Consider the following 19847-nt stretch of genomic DNA (forward strand, 5'->3'; position numbering starts at 1 on the left):
TTTTGCTTGTCAACGCTTTATTTAAAAATTTATCAAAAAATTTTAATTATTACAGCCTCTTATCCCTCATAATATTTAAAGGTATAGTTAGCAATTTTGAAAATATCTCCATCGTTTAACATATCACCAGCATCCTTGTTGACAAACTGCACTGCATTTTCTGGTGCAATAAGCTGGCATTTAATAGCTTTATTGAACCATACCGCTTTAAGCAATATTGGCGTGCGCAGTGCAAAATCGTGAATTCTGATTAGATTATGGCTATCTTTCCCTATAGATATGGTTCTGGAGTTTTTTGCGGTAAGGTTTACTTTTTCAATCGTCGGCTCAAGAAGCTCATTATTCCAGTATTCAAGTGCACCTCTTACCTTAAGCTGAGCTACACGGCGTAACAACAGCAATAAAATAATTAAAAGAACTATCGCCACTACTATAATAAAAATAGGGTGCATATAGAACGGGCGAGTATTAATTTCCTTTACCTTTGCCATGGTATCGATATCCTTTTTAAGGTCCTGTGTAATTACCTTATCAAGCCCTTCACGTGCATCAATCACTTTGGTATACTGTGATATGCTTTCCTTAACCTCTTTTTGGACCCTGGCTATATGGCTGTCCTTTTGCATCTGGCCCAAATTAACAAAGAAGATAAACCATTCATTACCCGAATATTGTTTTGCAATTTTTTTGACATCATAACGATGTGCCCGTGCATATGGTGGCGGATCATCTATGGCATCAGTTATAACAATAATAACCTGCTCCCTGTCAGGGTCTTCAGCCTGCAGCTTCTTTGCCTTATCAAATACGGCTGTCATCATAGCCATGGTATATGTCCACTTGCCACCAGCTTCAACCATGGATATATATTTATTCAGTATGTCCTTATTGCTTTTATGCTTAATATAAACAGTTGGATAGATTTTAACTTCAGTATCAAATGTAACAAGTGTCAGGCTGTCATTATCATCAAGCTGATCAATAAATTTGGGTAAGCTCCTCTTTACCAGCGGCATAATATTTTTGCCACCAAAGCCAGCCATGGATAATGATGTGTCAATAACAAGGAGCAAATCCTTTGATTTTGCAAATGCGCCTGCATTGCACAAACCAATACAAAGAGCAAAAACAATTATTAAATTGAATATTGTATATTTTGCTTTCAAGGCGAACTCCTTATACTATATAAATTTTATCTATCAGGGAAATTCAATATATCTTGAGTTAAAAGCTAAATGATAAAAAATCATTAGTCAAGTAAAATTAATTTTTATTTTATAAATATTTTAATACTCTCTGTACCGCCGTGTTTCTTTTACATAATTCCGCAAGTCAAGAGAATGCTTTTTGTCAACATCAAGATACTCATTCATCAAAATAAAAAACCACAATAGGGTATCTTCTTCCGTCTCCAATGCCACGAATTTTCGTTTTTCTCTCCAGTCTTTAATAATTATGCCCTTTCCCACAATCATCATGATATCAAATTCAAGAGTATTATCTATACTGCGCTCAATATAGTAATCCAGTATTGTATTTTTTAATTGAGGCATTTCAATTTCACTGGAGCCTGCAATGACAAATGCAGGTATAAGAACTGATTCTTCCAGTTCTGCAAATTTATTAAGTTTTTTTGTCAATGCAACATTATTCAATATTTCAGGAAGTTGCTGTGAATTTATGCAGTCAACCACATGAAAAGTCCCATATACTAATTCAGATGGGATATGGCCATTCATCATCTGTTCAACAATATTCCATTTTTTAAAATACGCAATGAAATCCACCGTTTTGGGGACATAACCACTTGCATCAACCGGTTTTTTATCCGATATAACAAAATCATTAGGAACAATATCCTGTAAAAGGTTTATAATCTTTTTAGCATTAAATTCTTCTTTAGCATGTACCTTCTTTGCAGTTTTTTTGTTACCTTTTGATTCCTGAACACCCAAACGTTGCTGCAACGTTGAAAAATATTCTTTTAACATTATTTGCTTCTCCCAAAAAATAACTTATTTGTAGTATAGTTATTATGCTTTTTTTGTCAAATCATATTAATGGTGTGGAAATTGTTTATACTATAAAAGCGAACACAAGTTCGCTTTTATAGTAATAATACTATCACATTTACATTAAAATTCAGCTACGTTAACATCATCAAATTCACCTGTAACTGAACCACTAACCTCTTCATCTTCTTCAAGTCCTAATTCCTCATCTTTTGTTTTCTTCTTTTGTTGTTGTGGCTGTGGTTTGACTTCTTCTTCAACACTTCCCTCTTCCAATGATTTTTTCCCTTCTATTATATTCTGCAATTCTGTTGTGCTCATATTTTTCCACTCTTTTGCAACAGCTACATATTTACCATTTGGATATTCACGCAGATATCTCTGGAATTCTCGCGCCGCTAAGTCAAACTTTTTCTGCATAAAATATGCATATCCTTTCTTTATCTGAGCATCCTGATTTTTGTGGTTAAAATCATTAGTAAGGGCTTTATTAAAATAGGCGATAGCTCTGTCAAATTGCCTCATTGCAAAATATGATTCACCAGTCCAGTATAATGCATTCTCAGACAATCTATCCCCTCCAAAATACGTCAATACACGGTTAAAGAATCCTATAGCTTCATTGTACCGACCATTCCTGAAAGCGTTGAGTCCACTTTTGTATGCCTGAATTTTGTAAGCATTTTTAACATCGCTGGTATATTGACTTACGGCACCAAAATACCGTAAAAAGTAATCATAATGATTATATGCTTCATTATCCATACCCAAATGCTTCAGTGCACGTGCACGTCCTAAAATTGCTTCTTCATTGCTGCTGTCCTCATTTACCGCTATATCAAACATCCTCTTTGCTTTCATTACTTCCCCGGTTTTAAGATAAAGATGACCAAGTTCAGAATATATCTTACTTCGGTACGGCTTATCCATTGAAGCATTAAGTAATGTCAACAACTGATGAGCACTTTCTTCATTGTAATTTTGCAACCAGTTGATGTGGGCTATACGTGCTAAAATATTTTTATAGAGATCCTCTGAAAGGTCTTTTCTGTTATTCTTTACCAGATAAACATATTTAAGATACGCTAACCTGTTTAAATTTAATTTTTCATAACACTGACCTATATAATAATAAGCCTCAACAGCAGTTGTAGTATCCGGATAGCGGGCTATAATTTTAGTAAGTATTGAAACTGCCTGGCTAATAGATTCCTTATCTCCTCTTTCATAAATAAGAGTTGCTTCGGTCAACAGTTTTTTTGCTTCATTTCTGGGCTGTATAACCTGTACATAGTATATAAGCAAACATACACCAATAAGTATAAGCAATGCCCCTGTTAATGTTTTTGTTTTCATAAATACCTCTTGACTTCTATTCATAAATTATTGTACTCTTGATAATGCAAAGTCCCTCCAGAATTTAGCTTCTTTGGGATAATACTTTGCCACATCACTTTTCATAATATATTTAAGAGCCACTTTATATTGCTTCAATTCAATATAACTTCTGCCTATAAAAAGATAGGCTTTTGCAACCTCTTCAGGTCTTTCGGCATTCTGCACAAATGCCGTGAGGCTATCTATACTTGATTCATACTTTCCTTTGTAGAATGTAGCTGCTATTATTTTATTTACATTAGAGGTTGATAGCAATTTTTGCTGCGGTTTTTCCTTCTCAACTTCTTTCCGGGGCTCTTCTTTTTCAAGCTCAACTTCAGGTTTTTTAATTTCTTCTTTTTCAGGTTCAGGAAGAACTGGCGTAACCTTTGCTGCTACTTGCCGTGTTACCTTGACTGGTTCTGCAGTACAATTAATACCCTTGATAATCTTGAATTCGGGATCTATATCATAGGTTTCAGGAACAAGAGTATAATAATAAGTACCTGTAGGTATATCACTGTCAGTATACTCATTAGCTGTTACATTCACCACATCTACAAGAAATGCATCATTGATATCCTGTGATGTAGTTGGTGCAGTTGTCGATCTGAATAATTTAAAATATCGGCTGCCAGATGAACCTGTATATGACCAGGAAATTTTTACCAGGCCATTATGTTCGGACGCTTCAATCAACTTTAACCGTATAGGAGCTCCAATAACAACAGGTTTTGTTGTATAATTGCTATCTGCCTTTAACGTTGTATCAATGGAACCGTCTTCAAGTATGGCCAACACTGCAAAAAAGTGTGATCCCGGTACCGGCTTTTTATCTACATACTCCAATTTGTTTGATTCTACTGTGGCTACTTTTGTTGCCATAGCCAGTGTCTGGGCATCAACAATGGGTTGTGTATGTCTGTAAACCACAAAAGACTTTACATCAATATCAGGTTTGCTCCAGGTTATCTTCAGGGAACCTTCATCCACATCAGCCCTGATATTAGTGACAAAGACATCACGGCGTATAATAACCGAAACCGGGTTAGCAGTATAACTTTGATCAGGTATTAATTGAACATCCTCATTGCCCTCGATATCCCGTACTGTGACAGCATAAAAATATTTCCCTGACTGTGTAATTGTGCGATCAATAAAGCTTTCACTATCTGCCTGAACCTGTCCAATTAGTTTTGCATTTTTAATACGTTCGGGACTGTTTAATGGCTCTGTAGCTCTGTAAACATTATACACAATGTTGGGTTGCTGTACACCCTTCCACGTCAACAGGACTTGAGTCTTATTTACCACCCGTGCATACAATAATGTAATTTGTTCAGGTAAGCGTTTTTGTGGAACTTCAGGAATCTTTTTTTTAATTACTATCGGAGCACTTGTATAATTGACATCAGGATATAATGATATATCCTTTTCAAGTATTTTATCTCGTGCTAATACTACGTAATAATATTGCCCCGGTGGAAGATTTGAATCGATAGCTACCGGTTCAGCACCTGCCAGTACAATTTTTACTGTTGCTGCCTGTAACGCAACCTCAGCTGATGAAGGAACTACGGTTGTTCTTCCTATAAGAAAATCATTCTTTGCGTCTGGATCAACACTGAAGGTAATTTTTATAGCTCCTTCAACCTCATTAATTAATTCTGCTTTTATATTTCGTGCAATATGGACTGGCAATCCCGGTTTTGGTTTGACTTCAGTTTTTTTATAATCTTCCAATAAGAATTGGGCATAAACATAATAAAAACAAGAAAACAGCACACATAGTGAGATAATAATTTTTATAATTATTGTCCTCTTACCCATTAAGAAATATATCCTTGTCATTCCAAAATTTTTATTACAATAGATTTAATACCTTGCAAAAGATGATAATTACGGCAGAAATCATCCTACTAGTATATTTCGGAATTATTAATACTACACTTAAAGTATTATTACAAATTTAAGGATAAATCATATAAAAAAGTCGATAGCCTATGAAAAATACTTGACCTTTGAATTGGCCTTTGTTTAAATACTATCAGCTTATAGTTTTTTGTAATTGTGCCGTTATTGTGGCAATTTTTTTAATCATAATTTTATGATATAGTTTATTTTTATGGACAAACAGGAAAAAATACAAAAAAAGAAAACGATAATACTTGAAGCACTGAAACGTTTATTACAAAATGATGTTTATTCACGCATAACAGTTCAAAGTGTTGCTGATGAAGCAGGCTTTTCTAAAGGAGGTTTGCTTCATTACTTCCCTACCAAGGAAGAGATGTACATTGAATTTATGGAATACCTCTTCAATGAAATTAATAATGACCACAGAAATGTTTTAAAAGGAAATCTCCATTCTAAAGCTAAAGCAAGTATTTCAGCAATGTACGGTGTTGAACGTTTTTTCCTGGATCCAGGTACTGCAAAGATATTTATCAATCTCGTTCTTTATGCATATGAAGATGAAAAGATAATGATCCGCCTAAAAGAGTTTATACGCCGACATCTAGAATTGTATAAAACAATAATAGATGAGGCTCGAGAAGACCTCCCACAACGTCGAAAAACCGATTTAGATGCCGAATTTCATGCTCGTATAGCTCAGATCATTGTTATATGTTCAGGTCTATTTGAATCTATAGACCCTTTACCCATGGATGGTTTTAACCTGATGCGATACATTATCTCTCTTTTCAGAGGATAATGAGCAACCAGGGAATTTACTACAGACCCTTAAGTTTTTATGGAAGCAGATTTAATGCAAAATTCTTTTTTTATATTATAGGGTAAACTAACAACCACTACTCACAGTATTCTGGACATCAAAACAAATTAATATGTATTCAGGATATGAAATATTTGCAAAGAGTTCCACATAATCATGATAGAAACAGGCAAATTGCTGAAAATTTAAGTAATAATTTTCATTCTCATTCCAATGAAATAGAGAGAAAAATCTATATTTTTAAAAGCGTATAGATTTTTTTCATTCCGCTAAAGAGGGATTTCCAAGATGACATTTTGATATAAATTTTATTTGATGGTCTTGGATGGCTTATATTCCCTCTTGCAGATTGATTACATCGGAATACTGAAATATAATTCATGTATATATTATTTTATATACATAAATTATACATGACATAATAATTTAAAAAGTCAATTATTTATTGACAGTTTTATCAATACATATAATAATGCCATGAGTATGTATAACTATTCATTATTCAGGTGGTGATTATTATGGTAAATAATAATACCCGAACAGAATTATTTAACGAAATTATCTACAATAACCATAAGCGTTTATTTAAAGCATTTGCCAGTATTACTGTGTTAGCATTAACTGCAACGTTTATAATATACATTACCAGAACTGGTTCACACTATTTAACCCTATTTGATATTATCCTAACAGGTTTTCTTGCTGCTGTCGTGTTATCAACGGGCTTTTATTTTGTAAAAAAATTACGATATGAACGACTATCGCCCTATATTTCAATATTTACTGTCATGTTATCACTTTTCATTTTCCAATATATAATATATGGCTCAAGAGAATTATTTGCTACTCATTATATAGTACTTGCCTTATCAGTATTTTATTTCAACACGCAGGTAGCTATTTTTGCATTTATTATGGTAGTAATATCTCAAATACTCCTTTTTATACTGCGTCCTCAATTAATACCCGAAGGTCCGGTGGGTAGCATCATTGGTGTAAGGTTTTTAATCTATATATGGGTTGGTATTTCGGCAGTTTTTGGCACAAAAGCAACTCGTATGCTTTTAGATCTGGCACTTGATAAAGCTGATGAGGCCAACAATAAGCATGAACGCATTGCTGTCATTGCCCAGAATGTTGAACATTCAGTTGGAGTTTTGAATGAAAAATCTATTGAGCAGGCTACCGTAGTAGATACCATTAATGATCTAGCAAATAAACAGGCTGCATCACTTGAAGAAATTTCAGCATCAGTGGAAGAACTTACCAGCAATGCTGAAAATATCAGTAACACCGCACGTTCACTGTACCAGGAAATGCAGATTGCAAACGAATCAGTAACTGACCTGAAAAAAGTATTTGAAGAAATTACAAAAAGCGCCGGGACCATAGCTCATGCCATTGAAACCATTACATCTTTATCCAATGACTCAATACAAAAAATGGATGATACCCTTAAGCAATTTCAGGATCTTATTACCTTTAGCAATAATATGTCCTCATTTGTTGAAGTTATTAACCAGATAGCTGACCAGGTCAATTTACTATCACTGAATGCTTCTATTGAAGCTGCACGTGCAGGTGATGCCGGCAGAGGCTTTGCCGTGGTAGCTGATGAAATATCAAAATTAGCTGATGCCACCGCACAGAATGCATCGCAGATAGGAAAAATTATTGAACAAACACAAAACCTGATGCGTTCAAGCAATACCAGTATAACTGATACATCACAATTTTTATCAAAACTTAATGAGGAAATACGCACAATAATGAAGGAGATATCTCATACCAATACGCTGATTCAGGATGTCAATGTATCTATTAGAGCTATCGCCAATTTAAATACTCAGATTTATAATGCAATTGAAACAATTGAAACATCAACCAGCGAGCAGCGTATTGCTAACGAAGAGGCATCAAAGACTATTGTATATGTGTCAGATGCTGCGCAAAATCTAACGGATATTGTCAATACAGTATCCAATGTAGCATCAACTATCAAAGACATTGCTCAGAACCTATATACATTGGTTCAGGCTATGACAAAGGCATAATTATTCAACATTTTTTGACTGAAAAAAACTTTTGTATTTTTTATCGCTAATTAAAATATGATTTGTCAGCCAATCTTTTAAAAAATTCATTAACTCTAATGAAAAAACGGTTTTCCCTTCCTGGTATCGCGTATAAAAGTCCATAACCTGATCTGTCAATGCATTATGTTCTTTTTTATGTTTTTCATATTCTGGATAATCATAGAGCACCATATAATCTTCTTCATGCTTAAAATGAATTTTTGTATAATTCACCAGATTTTGCAATATTTCTTCCATTGTTTTCTTTGCGCTGCCTGAAAGCAAGGCATGATTTAATTTATTGACTAATGAAATCAGCTGTTTGTGTTCATTGTCAAACACTGTAACCCCTACACTTAAATGTTCACCCCATTCTATAAATTCCATTATACACCTCACTATTTCCCACAGTCTTTTTGCTGCATATATTCATGAAAAGATACTTTCTTTTTGTAACATTCATCCTTCATATAATCAAGCAATGATAAAAATACATCAGCCTTTATATAGCCTGGTATGCGAGTAACGAGCTTCCCTTCTTTATCCATGAATACCAGTGTTGGCAGGCCTTCTACTCCGCAGTATGCGGCAAATTCCTGCGCACTGTAGGTTTTATTTTCAAATGTAATGGTATCATTCTTTTCAACATTGATGCGTATTGCTATATAATCCTTGCTTAATTTTTTTTCAACTGCAGGATTGGCAAAGGTTTCCTTATCCATTGTTTTGCACCAGATACACCAGTCTGCATAAAAATCAATGACAGCTGGCTTTTTGGAATTTTTTACCGCTGCAATACCTGAGTTAAAATCATACCACTTTATCTGACTATAGATGGTATACGTGCCTAACAGCACTATACTTATTGCTACTATATATGGTATTCTTTTTTTCATTATATGTATTCCTCCTCTCATATAGGATTCAACCACCATTTTCTTATAGATGAATCACAACATAGATTACTAAGTTACGCTTTGTTTACCATAACTATCATCTTCCTTATACTACTAAAGCAACTTTACACAGTGATGCGCTTTGCCATGAACTATCGCCAAACATAGTTACATAAGTATTACAGATTCTTCTTAAATTAGTGTAGCAATTTTTTTGCAAAGACTAAAAAAAATGATACGCTTTTATTAATAAAATTGGCTACAACTGGTATGAATAAAAAAGCTCTAGCATCTCCCTGTGGAATTTTTTGTGCTGCATGCCCCCGGTTTTACAAATATGGCATTTGTAAGGGATGCCGTGCAGACACATTTCATGACGCCTGTGAAATCTACGACTGTTGTGTTCGTATTGGTGGGATGGAATTTTGTTTTGAATGCGACCTTTTTCCCTGTCAGCGCCTTAAAACTTTCAGTAACTATCACCCCAATGAAAAATTTGCGCACTATCGCCACATAGTGATAGACAATCTATTGAAAATTAAAGAAATTGGTATTGAAAACTGGTACATTATAATGAATCAGAAATTCATGAACGGTGAATACGGCATCCAGCAAAGAAATCCTGATGGTTCCTTTGACACTTCACCCTGCCCTTGTAATACAACCAAATAATATAAAATGCTTGACATCCTACCATTACAATGTTATTTTATCGATAGCGGATTAAAAGGTATAGACTATGACTATTGATGAAGCAATAAACCTTAATAAACCCATTATTATTAAAGCATATTCGGTTAGCGAATCTATTGAACATTATATCAAACTGGTTTTGACTAAGATTTTACAAAAACACCATTGCCAGGTACTTCTTATCCCACTATACACCGCTGTGAAGGAACTTGTTGTGAATGCTGTAAAAGCCAACCAGAAGTTTATATATTTTGAAGGCAAAAAATCATATGAGTCTGTGTTCTTTGACAGTGAGAAAGCACTCCAGCTGTTCAGGTTAGAAATGACGCGAAGTGATGCAAAATATTTAGACACCTTAGCACGCAAAAATAATCTGTATGCACTGACAAGTATAACTGTGATTGATAAAAAATTATGTATTGATGTGGAAAATCCCACCCCTATGAATGAAACCGAACGAGACGCAGTTGCAAAAAAATTAAAGATTGCCCAACAATGCCAGGACATAACCGATTATTTTATTCAGGCTCAGGAAGATGACTATAAAGAAGGTGCCGGATTGGGCCTGGTTTTAATTACCATGATGCTGAAAGGCATGGGATTGACTCAATCCAATTTTATTATTGACTCTGATTATGAAAAAACTATAGCCTCAATTATTGTGCCATTGACACAGGCCACATTACAGGAATACCAGAAGCGTATTTCAGAAACCACTCCAAAGATTGCTTAATCAACTATGTTATCATTAGCGTTTTCATCCTGCCCCAACGATACCTTTATTTTTCATGCCACTGTTCATAAATGTATTGATACCCATGATTTTGAATTTGATGTACACATTGATGATGTTGAGTCATTAAATCATGCAGCCCTGACACAACGCTATGATATAACCAAACTGTCATTTCATGGCTATCTGTATGTGCAACAATACTATGACCTTCTTGACGCTGGTGCAGCACTGGGATTTGGCTGTGGCCCTTTGGTGGTAACACGTAAAGGGCTTACCAATCTTCTTAATGCAACAATTGCCATACCGGGTCAATATACCACTGCACATCTTTTATTTTTGCTACGGTTTGGCAATTTGTGTAACATTACTCATGTACGCTTTGATGAAATATTGCCAGGCATCAATAATGGCCTATTTGATGCCGGCGTTATAATTCATGAAGGACGGTTTATCTATCACCAGTATAATTGTGACATGCTGATTGACTTAGGTAAATGGTGGGAGGATGTTACAGGTATGCCCATTCCATTAGGATGTATTGCCATTCATAAAAGACATGCACACAGTAAACCTCTGATTGAAGAATCCATCCGTCAATCAATACTGTACGCCCGTAAAAATCCTGATGTATCAAAAGAATATATCCGTTCACTTGCACAGGAGTTGGATGATACAGTGATACAGCAGCACATCGACCTTTATGTAAATGATTTCAGTTTGTCGCTGGGGACTACTGGTATGAAAGCGCTGCAAACACTAAAGGAAATGGCACAATGTCGCGGAATATTGTAGTTTTGCAATTTGCAACACAACTTGAGGCAAAGCCCATTATTGAAACATTACGGCTATCACCATTGCAACAAAAACCTTTTGTATTATACAGGGGCGATAGTTCATTGTATGCAATCATTGGCGGTATAGGAATCACCTCCGCTGCTATTGCTGCTACCTACGTGTACACTATACTCAATGCTGACAAAATAATTAATATAGGAGCCGCAGGAGCTCTTGCCCATAGCCTTTCACCGGGAACGATTGGCACTGTTACATCAGTATATGATACCACTCGATTTGACTTTGATACCGAAAAGCCTTTTACCTATGCTCTGACCCCAATAGATACTATAACACGGCTAACCTGTGTGAGTGTAACCAAACCGCTGCGCACCAGTGAAGAGCGAAAGCAGCATGCACCGATTGCAGATATTGTTGACATGGAACTTGCAGGAATAGCGCGAGCAAGCCAAAAATTTTCAAAACAATGCTATGCAATAAAATATATAAGTGACACAGCACAACACAATACCCATCAGGATATTGTGCAGAATATCATTCTCCTGTCACAGGTAACAGCACCAGAAATAGTTACGCTTGTACAATCATTAATTACTATAATACAATAACAGGCTTATTGTTCCACCAATTCTGCTGCCATTGCATCTACCTGCTTTGCACTTTCCAGTAATTTTTCAGCAGAATCAACAGTTCTCTGTATTGATTCATTGATATTAGATATAGCTTTGGTAATTTGCTCCAGACCAACCTTTTGTTCACGAATTGATATCACGACCATCTCGGACTTTTGCCGCATATTATCAGCTTCATTTTCCACTTTACTTTTTATCATATCCTGCGAATGCATCTGATTGTTTATATCTTTGATTTGATTATTTATAGAATCTATTAGATTAGCAATTTCATTAATTGCCTTTACTGTCTGGTCAACCTCAACCATTGCACTATCAATTTCACTGATATTGCGCTGAACCAGTCCACTAATATCCTTGATGCTGTTTGCTGTCATATCTGCAAGTTTGGACACCTCATTTGCAACTACCATAAACCCTTTACCTGCTTCTCCGGCGCGTGCAGCTTCTATTGATGCATTAAGTGATAGCAAATTGATCTTATCAGATATATCATTAATTATCTCTATAATATTTGTCATCTCGGCTGAACTTTGTGATACTGTGCGTAAACTATCAATCATAGTCTGGAGTTTGGCTACACTTGAATCAGTTGTCTGCTTAACATTTGATGATATCGTGATAGCATCTTCCACTCTTTTTCGTACAACCACTATAGCTTGCGACAACTCCTGTAATTGCTGCATAAGAGCATCAACCGCTTTTGACTGGTCTTCTCCAGTTTCTGCAATTGATTCAGCATTTGCTGCAATTTCCTCTGTTGTTGAAGTAATTTCTTCCATCGTTGCCGCTTCATCACGTGTATTTGTAAATAGTACCTGCGCATTATCTTTTAATTTCACAGTCAGGTCCAGAAGCTTTTTATTTAATTCTTTCCCCTGATTTACAAAATTCTGTAAATATAAAGCCAGAATATTAACATATTGTGTAACAGCACCTATTTCACTCCTGTCAAGCATTGGTATTTGCTCAATATGAAAATCTCCTTCTGCCAGCTTTTGTAAATTATTGATAGTCATTCTCATGCCTTTTCGTATTCCCTGTGTTGATTCATATAACAATACTATCATGGTAATTAATGACATAACCGTAACAAATAGTATATACCCTGTAATTTTTTCTACTTGAATCAGTTGTGCTTGCAAAAGAATAATCATCAATGTCATAATAACCAGCGGAATAGTCAACGTTGCCATTACCGTTAAAAATAGCCTGATAGGCAAACTAACCAGGGAATATTGTTTTCGTGAAAAATTTATCTGAGCTAATGAAGGTATTTTTAATACCTGTGAGAGCATGTTTTCGGTGGTGAAATATGATATTACTGCATTCACGGTAGCACTCATAAATACATCTATCAGGTATATCTTAATTCTTCCAAATTCAACATAGTCCAGGGAATACATACAGAAGAATATAGCCACTAATCCACAAAACCATCGCAAAGAAATAATGAGTGCTTCAATTCGTGGATAATTAAGCAATTTTAACTTAACTTTTTCTAAATCAACACCATCATTAATCTTTTTGAAAAGCCTTTTTAAAATAAAAAAACGAATATACGTTCCAATAATCAAAAACAATACTGAAAAAATAAGTGAAAACACATTTAAAGCTTTTACAGCTTCTTCATCATAATGTCCGGTTAATTTACCAAAAACATTTACCAGAGGGACAACAATAAAATTAATGTAAATTTCAATGCGTAATGTTAGTTTCCAGATAAACTTTTTACCAATTTGCATTCAATTCACCTCCTTTTAAAGAAAACAATTACTGTATCATTTTTATAAGGTTGGCATACCAAAACTGTAATTATTATACGCTCATGTAATTGCTTTTTTCTTATTTTAAGTACTGTTTTAAGCATGTTTATATTATTAAAGAAGGTTTTGAGAAAACTTTTGCTATTGCACATATTTTTAGGGGATATTATATTCATCAATAATTCCTTACAATAGATAGCACCCCTTTCTTTATATATGGATCAACCTAACATAATATTATAACATTTTTCAAGAATTTTTTATATTCAAAACAAGCAATAATTCCAAAAAATTTTTTAGTATAAAGCAATGAATTAATACCCTATTGCAATTGGTAGCCAGAGCAATAGATAATTTATAGCATGAAAAAAGTTATATAGTAAATACTATTTCATAATTTTAAATTTACATACCGTTTGTATAACACATAAAATATTTGAAATTATCATTGAAATTATATAGACTGTTTGTAGTGTGAAAGTACAGGTAAACGTTGAACATTGATTTAACAAGAGGTTATAATGCCAACAAAGACTCAAAAAAATGATACCAAAACCCAATTCTGCGCATTCTGTGAACATACCGGCATTGTGCGAAATCCCCATTTTGAAGAGATAGGTCAGGAGCCGTTAGTACCCTGCCCGCGCTGTGTGTTGAATAAATGCCAGTGTGGTGGACAACCTCCGTATTACATAGAAAAAGACGGCACAATATCTGATTGCTATTGTCGTGAAATTAGAATGAAGATTAATCGCATTAAAGCAATTTACTCACGGTGTGGCATTGACAAAAAATATCAGTGGCGCTTTTTTAATTCCTTTGAAGCCAATTCAAAATTAGCCTCCAACGCAAAAAATGTAGCATACGATATCGTTTCAAAATTTCCGGATGTGCGCAAAGGACTTTTTTTATGGGGAAATCCTGGAACTGGCAAAACACTGCTTTCTTCTATTATTTTAACAGAGCTCATCATACGCCATGCCATTGAAGGACGCTTTATAAAAATTTCCCGCACATTTTTTAACAAACTGCGTGCAACCTTTGCCGAAGGTTCTGCCACTTACGGTACCGCGCAGGAAATTGAGTATGAACTGGAAAACGCTGATGTACTTGTGGTAGATGACTTTGGTGTCCAGCGCGATTCCCCCTGGGAGCAGGAAACTTTGTATAATTTAGTTGATGCACGCTACGAGGCCGAAAAATTTACTATATTCACTTCTAACGTTGACCCCAAAAGTGCACTTGCCGATATTGCCGGGGGACGGGTGTTATCGCGCATTAAAGAAATGTGTACTATTTTAGAGCTAACAGGTCCTGATTACAGGGAAAAATTATAATGGTAGCGTGTGCATACATATTATTGGGAAGCAATATGGGCGATAGTTACCAATATATTGCCACAGCCATTGAAAAACTGTCCACACTGGAAAAAACAAAAATTGTAACACAAAGCAGTGTAATAGTAACCAAACCCTTAGAATTTATCATGCAGCCCGATTTTGTAAATACAGTTATAGCACTGCAAACGCAACTGCCACCACACACATTGCTTGAAAAGCTTCAAGAAATTGAGCATGCACTGGGAAGGGAACGAACCATTCCCAAAGGACCCCGCACTATTGACTGCGATATATTGCTTTACAATGATATGATTTGTTCAACACCAACACTTACCCTTCCTCATCCGCAAATATACACACGCCCCTTTGCCGCACAGCTTTTATTTGAAATTGATCCAGACATCATTGATCCAATTTCACACAAACCATTACGGGAGGTAGTGCTATGCCATCAATAAAAAACATCAAAGATTTTGCAAAGATGAAGCAATCAGCCCAGCCTATAGCCATGATAACCTGTTATGATTATGCATTTGCGCGTGTGGTAAGCGAAACTGATATAGATGTCATACTGGTTGGCGATTCTTTGGGGATGGTTGTGGCAGGCTATGACACCACCATACCGGTAACCCTTGACCAGATGATTTATCACACCAGCATGGTACGCCGCGGTGCGCCCAATCATTTTATAGTAACCGACCTTCCATTTATGAGCTATCATGTATCCATTGAAGATACCATGCGTAACTGTGGGCGCATCATGAAAGAATGTAACACCAATGCAGTGAAACTTGAAGGCGGAAGAGACTTTGTGCCAGTTGTAGAAGCACTTACAAAAGCATCAATTCCTGTAATGGGGCATTTAGGGCTAACACCGCAATCGGTGCATAAATTAGGTGGATACTCTGTACAGGGAAAGGACGAAGAACAGCGCAAAATCATAATGGAGGATGCACTATTGTTACAAAAAGCTGGTGCATTTGCACTGGTGCTTGAAATGGTTCCCGAGCAGCTTGCACAAGAAATAACTGAAGCGCTTGATATACCCACCATTGGCATAGGAGCAGGTCGCTACTGCAATGGACAGGTTCTTGTTATTAACGATATGCTGGGCCTAAACAAAGGATTCAATCCAAAATTTTTAAAGCGCTATGCCGACCTTTATACCACATCACAGCAGGCAATACAGGATTACTGTAAAGAAGTAAAGGAACATATATTCCCTGCAGAAAGCAATGTGTTTAAATAATCAACGCGGAAAGCGTTTGGCATTTTCTTCATTATATTCGGTAATCATTTTTTCAATGGCTGGATCATCAGGATCTTCCCACTTTGGCAATTCAAAAGAATGTTCATAGCTTGTGATTTTTGCATCAGTAACTATCGCCCGTAAAATTCCAATGCGTGAACCGTTTGGCCCTGCCTGCACAATTAATGTATTGCCCACTTTAACAGGCTTTTTAACAAGCGTTTGTGAATGCCCGCCAACAATAAGCGCAATTTGCGGAAACAAAACTGCCAGCTCTTTATCCTTTTCAAAACCTAAATGCGAAATAACAACAATAAAATTGCCAGTTAAAAATTTTATCTCTTGTTGCAAAGCTTCTTTGGGATTGGAAATTTTTATTTTTGACACAATCTCGTTTGGATAATACTTAAATGCATCATTATCAATAAGTGCTGTAATTCCAATTGTTTTTTTACCGATAGTTACTGTTACATGTTTCTTTGGCGATTGCCATTTGCCACCTGCAAAATACTGAAGATTGGCACACACAAATGGCAACTCATTTTGATACTGGTACAATGTATCAATGCCTGCAGCAAACTCCTGATCACCAATACCAACAGCTGTATATCCAATGTGTTTATAGCCCTTGATTAAATATTTGGTAAGCAATGTATCAGGATAGTAACTACAGAAGTCACCACTTTCTAGAAGTAGCGCACCGGGATATTTTTTCTTTAACTGAGCTATAGCATACCCGCGCTTAACAAGTCCACCCTTTGGATCAGCACTACACTGGCAGGCTTCCAGTATGCCATTGAGTGAATTGGTATACAAGAAAGTTATTTCATTCTTTTGATTTTTTTCTTGCGAATATGCAATACTTAAAACAACAGCACATATCACTATTATAACAATAAATATTATGACGTTAAATTTCATTATACCCATGCCTCCGTAACGAATATTTCACTTTTATGTATTAAAAAATTAAGATTAAAACCTACCTTGATTGCCTATATTACAGCGAAAAAAATTGCATATCAGATTATTATAATCACTTTTATTGTCTGGATTGCTATTATTGTAATCACCGATAAGCCATTATATATAGACGCTTATATTAGGCTGTATGTTACCTTTATGTATTAAATTTTCAATAATTTTTTTGTTTAGCTTTTATTGGCTCTGACCCCAACACCTTTTATAAAAGGTTTTTCGTAACGATTAAGCCAAAATGCACTTTACACATAAAAAGATGTAATAGTTGATACCGTGCATAATACCTGATATAAACAAGAGAAATGCTAAATGCAGAAGTATTCATGTATTATGACACCATACAAAATCTAGAGCAGGTACGTATTGAGTTTTCATAAAAATTTGTTTGGTATAATGGATAAATTATTATACAACCGCTCAGGAAGCAATGCCTGCATTTTCTATTCTTATCATGCAATAAAAAATATTTTAATTTTGTATTTTCAAACCACACCACCCAGCAGGTATTTCTCCACGAATCAACGAACGTGAAACACCACCATATAGGTTAACCTCTGGAGGGATGGCTTTTTTTTGTTTAATTTTAAATGTTTTTGATTCAATCTGTGTAAAACGGCCTAACCGCAAAGGTATTAATTCATTTGAATTACATACAGTAGTTATATTTTCTTTTACTTTTGGATCTATTGGATGTTTTTTATTATTTAATATTTCCAGGTTAAAATCCATCAAACTCTTCATTATGAATTCAATATTAAGAAAATCCCCTAATTTATAATTATTAACAAACTTTTTTAATCCATCTTCATCAATGGTAATTTCTCCTTCAGCAATGCATTCATCTTTATTTATATAGTGGCTAGCTGACATCTCAGTATAGATGGGTATTCCTTTTTGCTGCTTACCTTTTCCAATTATCCTCACGGTATCTAAAAGAACCGTTTGGTTTTTAAACATTAAATCTGATACTTTCATAAACCTGAAAGGATCAAGTCCTATATCAAATATTGCATTAGTATCTTTTTTCATTATTTGCATTTCGAAATCAGTTGATTGAAAATTTTTTGGTTTATTATTTTTAAATAATTTAACATTGGGATACATATTATTTTTTTTTCTTAATGATTCCAGCAATGCTGTCCTTAATGCTCCTTTCAATGTTGAACCTGGAATATAAGGTTTCATGCTGAGTTCATCTTTAAAAATCTTATAAATTATTGCGTATGGATTGCTATCGACCCCTTGAATAAATTGGGGATGTGCCTGAACTCTTTGTATAATAACATCTAAATTTTGCAGTGCAACATTTTGCAGGATAGACCGTGCCCTCAAAAGCTTTTCTTTATCTTTTTTTATATCAGCAACAAGGGTATCCATAATGCTGAAAAATTGTTCTCTTTCTTTCTGGCTCATGAAATTAAAAGCTTTATTAAAATCAATAAGCATTATGGACTTTCCATCTTTAGTTGGCAATAATTCAAATATACTATAAAATTCGCCGCTATGTATGATAAGTGGTGTAATGATATGTATTTTAACGGTATATGATTTCATATAATAATACCCCTACTACTACTCATTAATTCTATAAATAGCAACATCAATCATGTTGTTATACCAACATCATTAGAATAATCAAAATATACAGGATAGGCATAAGCATATTGCCGTATTCTATAATCTGTGTGGACATTGTTTAGTAATTTACCATTTTTACCATTAGTTGTAAAAAACGTTGACCCAGCTTTATACAATACTATGGGCTTTTTATTAAAAAGCAACTGCCCATTTATACCTTTTTGACTAAATTCTCCACCTAATTTGCCATACTTTGTTATTGTAGTATAACATAACGGTTGAAGGTTTTGACCAGCACAATCACTTAACGTAACAAAATACTTTCCCTGGTACCCAAAAATGTTTTTTTCAATTACATCTAATTCATCAATTTTGACATCAAATATCCCTTTACCAGTAGAAGCATCACTACCAAATCCCATCTGACAAGCTGTAAAAAATGCATTTTTAAAAATATCAGAATAACTGTCATCAAATTCAGTTACGTATACATTGTAACACATGCCATCCACGTTATTATAATAATAACTATTAGTAAATAATACCCCTTTCCTTACCATACCCGTAATACGGCTTATTGAGTTTCTTGTGATATCTATCTGACCTGGTTCAATTTTTTCTATTTCTGGAAGGTTAAGCTCTTGTATCAATAAATCTTGATTATAATCTTTTTGATATTTTTCAAATAATTCTAGCGAGATACATTTCAAATTTTTTAGTTTTTTATCACTTTCTATTTCTGAAATTGAATCCTTTAATGTAAAGGTTAATTGTGGCTTGTACATATAACCTTGCGGTATAAGTGAAGAAATAATAATTGGAATTGAATTGTTATCATATTCTTTAAGAAAGGATATTAGTGTATTTTCGCCATATAGAAATCGAATATACCAACATACAGTCCCAAAAATTGTATCAGCAGAAAATATATCAGAAAACAGTGAAAGTGGTTTTAAAATATATTTATATTGCCGTTTCAT

Annotated in this window: 19 protein-coding genes; 9 read left to right on the forward strand and 10 right to left on the reverse strand. The window is 34.7% G+C overall.

Translation table 11 applies throughout. From position 1 onward, the window contains the following. Nucleotides 1-59 precede the first annotated feature (59 nt). The 4 genes from AB1444_10375 to AB1444_10390 all read right to left on the reverse strand — a co-directional run bounded on the left by AB1444_10375 (nt 60) and on the right by AB1444_10390 (nt 5219). On the reverse strand, nt 60-1166 hold the full coding sequence (locus tag AB1444_10375) for a vWA domain-containing protein (protein ID MEW6527060.1): 1107 nt from the start codon (nt 1164-1166) through the stop codon (nt 60-62). Between the two features lie 120 nt (nt 1167-1286). Then, nucleotides 1287-1991 carry a hypothetical protein gene (locus AB1444_10380; protein MEW6527061.1) on the reverse strand — a complete coding sequence of 235 codons (705 nt, stop codon included), beginning with the start codon at nt 1989-1991 and terminating at the stop codon, nt 1287-1289. A 144-nt stretch (nt 1992-2135) separates the two neighbouring features. After that, complete coding sequence (locus tag AB1444_10385) at nt 2136-3368, reverse strand: tetratricopeptide repeat protein (protein ID MEW6527062.1); 1233 nt, start codon at nt 3366-3368, stop codon at nt 2136-2138. 27 nt (nt 3369-3395) lie between these two features. Continuing rightward, nucleotides 3396-5219 carry a hypothetical protein gene (locus AB1444_10390; GenBank protein MEW6527063.1) on the reverse strand — a complete coding sequence of 608 codons (1824 nt, stop codon included), beginning with the start codon at nt 5217-5219 and terminating at the stop codon, nt 3396-3398. 295 nt (nt 5220-5514) lie between these two features. Between AB1444_10390 and AB1444_10395 the strand changes: the two genes are divergently transcribed. Then, nucleotides 5515-6105 (forward strand): TetR/AcrR family transcriptional regulator, encoded by a 591-nt coding sequence (locus AB1444_10395; GenBank protein MEW6527064.1) that lies wholly within the window; start codon nt 5515-5517, stop codon nt 6103-6105. A gap of 539 nt (nt 6106-6644) precedes the next feature. Beyond that, complete coding sequence (locus AB1444_10400) at nt 6645-8180, forward strand: methyl-accepting chemotaxis protein (GenBank protein MEW6527065.1); 1536 nt, start codon at nt 6645-6647, stop codon at nt 8178-8180. Here AB1444_10400 and AB1444_10405 read toward each other — a convergent pair whose 3' ends face one another. Both AB1444_10405 and AB1444_10410 read right to left on the reverse strand, forming a co-directional pair. Beyond that, nucleotides 8181-8588, reverse strand: coding sequence for a bacteriohemerythrin (locus tag AB1444_10405; GenBank protein ID MEW6527066.1), 408 nt, complete (start codon nt 8586-8588; stop codon nt 8181-8183). Between the two features lie 11 nt (nt 8589-8599). Beyond that, nucleotides 8600-9097 (reverse strand): thioredoxin fold domain-containing protein, encoded by a 498-nt coding sequence (locus tag AB1444_10410; protein ID MEW6527067.1) that lies wholly within the window; start codon nt 9095-9097, stop codon nt 8600-8602. Nucleotides 9098-9367: 270 nt separating this feature from the next. Between AB1444_10410 and AB1444_10415 the strand changes: the two genes are divergently transcribed. The 4 genes from AB1444_10415 (at nt 9368) to AB1444_10430 (ending at nt 11929) form a co-directional block, all read left to right on the forward strand. Further along, nucleotides 9368-9769: a DUF3795 domain-containing protein gene (locus tag AB1444_10415; GenBank protein MEW6527068.1), complete on the forward strand. Its 402-nt coding sequence runs from the start codon at nt 9368-9370 to the stop codon at nt 9767-9769. Nucleotides 9770-9836: 67 nt separating this feature from the next. Further along, entirely contained in the window at nt 9837-10523 is a 687-nt protein-coding gene (locus AB1444_10420) for a hypothetical protein (GenBank protein ID MEW6527069.1), read from the forward strand. A 6-nt stretch (nt 10524-10529) separates the two neighbouring features. Beyond that, nucleotides 10530-11318 carry a 1,4-dihydroxy-6-naphthoate synthase gene (locus AB1444_10425; GenBank protein MEW6527070.1) on the forward strand — a complete coding sequence of 263 codons (789 nt, stop codon included), beginning with the start codon at nt 10530-10532 and terminating at the stop codon, nt 11316-11318. Next, nucleotides 11300-11929, forward strand: a complete 630-nt coding sequence (locus AB1444_10430) for a hypothetical protein (GenBank protein ID MEW6527071.1) — start codon at nt 11300-11302, stop codon at nt 11927-11929. The genes AB1444_10425 and AB1444_10430 overlap by 19 nt, the downstream gene beginning before the upstream one ends. 5 nt (nt 11930-11934) lie before the next feature. On the opposite strand, the gene AB1444_10435 is transcribed toward AB1444_10430, so the two are convergent. Further along, complete coding sequence (locus AB1444_10435) at nt 11935-13698, reverse strand: methyl-accepting chemotaxis protein (GenBank protein MEW6527072.1); 1764 nt, start codon at nt 13696-13698, stop codon at nt 11935-11937. A 542-nt stretch (nt 13699-14240) separates the two neighbouring features. Between AB1444_10435 and zapE the strand changes: the two genes are divergently transcribed. The 3 genes from zapE to panB are packed head-to-tail and all read left to right on the forward strand — an operon-like array spanning nt 14241 to nt 16308. Further along, complete coding sequence (zapE, locus tag AB1444_10440; protein ID MEW6527073.1) at nt 14241-15056, forward strand: AFG1/ZapE family ATPase; 816 nt, start codon at nt 14241-14243, stop codon at nt 15054-15056. Next, nucleotides 15056-15517 carry a 2-amino-4-hydroxy-6-hydroxymethyldihydropteridine diphosphokinase gene (gene folK / locus AB1444_10445; protein MEW6527074.1) on the forward strand — a complete coding sequence of 154 codons (462 nt, stop codon included), beginning with the start codon at nt 15056-15058 and terminating at the stop codon, nt 15515-15517. Before zapE ends, folK begins: the two co-directional genes overlap by 1 nt. Next, nucleotides 15505-16308, forward strand: a complete 804-nt coding sequence (gene panB / locus AB1444_10450) for a 3-methyl-2-oxobutanoate hydroxymethyltransferase (protein MEW6527075.1) — start codon at nt 15505-15507, stop codon at nt 16306-16308. Before folK ends, panB begins: the two co-directional genes overlap by 13 nt. Here the strand turns inward: panB and AB1444_10455 are convergent, their stop codons facing one another. From AB1444_10455 to AB1444_10465, 3 genes are all read right to left on the reverse strand, one after another. Next, entirely contained in the window at nt 16309-17229 is a 921-nt protein-coding gene (locus AB1444_10455) for a hypothetical protein (protein MEW6527076.1), read from the reverse strand. It abuts the gene before it with no gap. Between the two features lie 528 nt (nt 17230-17757). Continuing rightward, nucleotides 17758-18843 carry a type III-A CRISPR-associated RAMP protein Csm5 gene (gene csm5 / locus AB1444_10460; GenBank protein MEW6527077.1) on the reverse strand — a complete coding sequence of 362 codons (1086 nt, stop codon included), beginning with the start codon at nt 18841-18843 and terminating at the stop codon, nt 17758-17760. 50 nt (nt 18844-18893) lie between these two features. Next, complete coding sequence (locus AB1444_10465; protein MEW6527078.1) at nt 18894-19847, reverse strand: hypothetical protein; 954 nt, start codon at nt 19845-19847, stop codon at nt 18894-18896.

Source organism: Spirochaetota bacterium (assembly GCA_040756435.1).
Lineage (GTDB): Bacteria > Spirochaetota > UBA4802 > UBA4802 > UB4802 > UBA4802.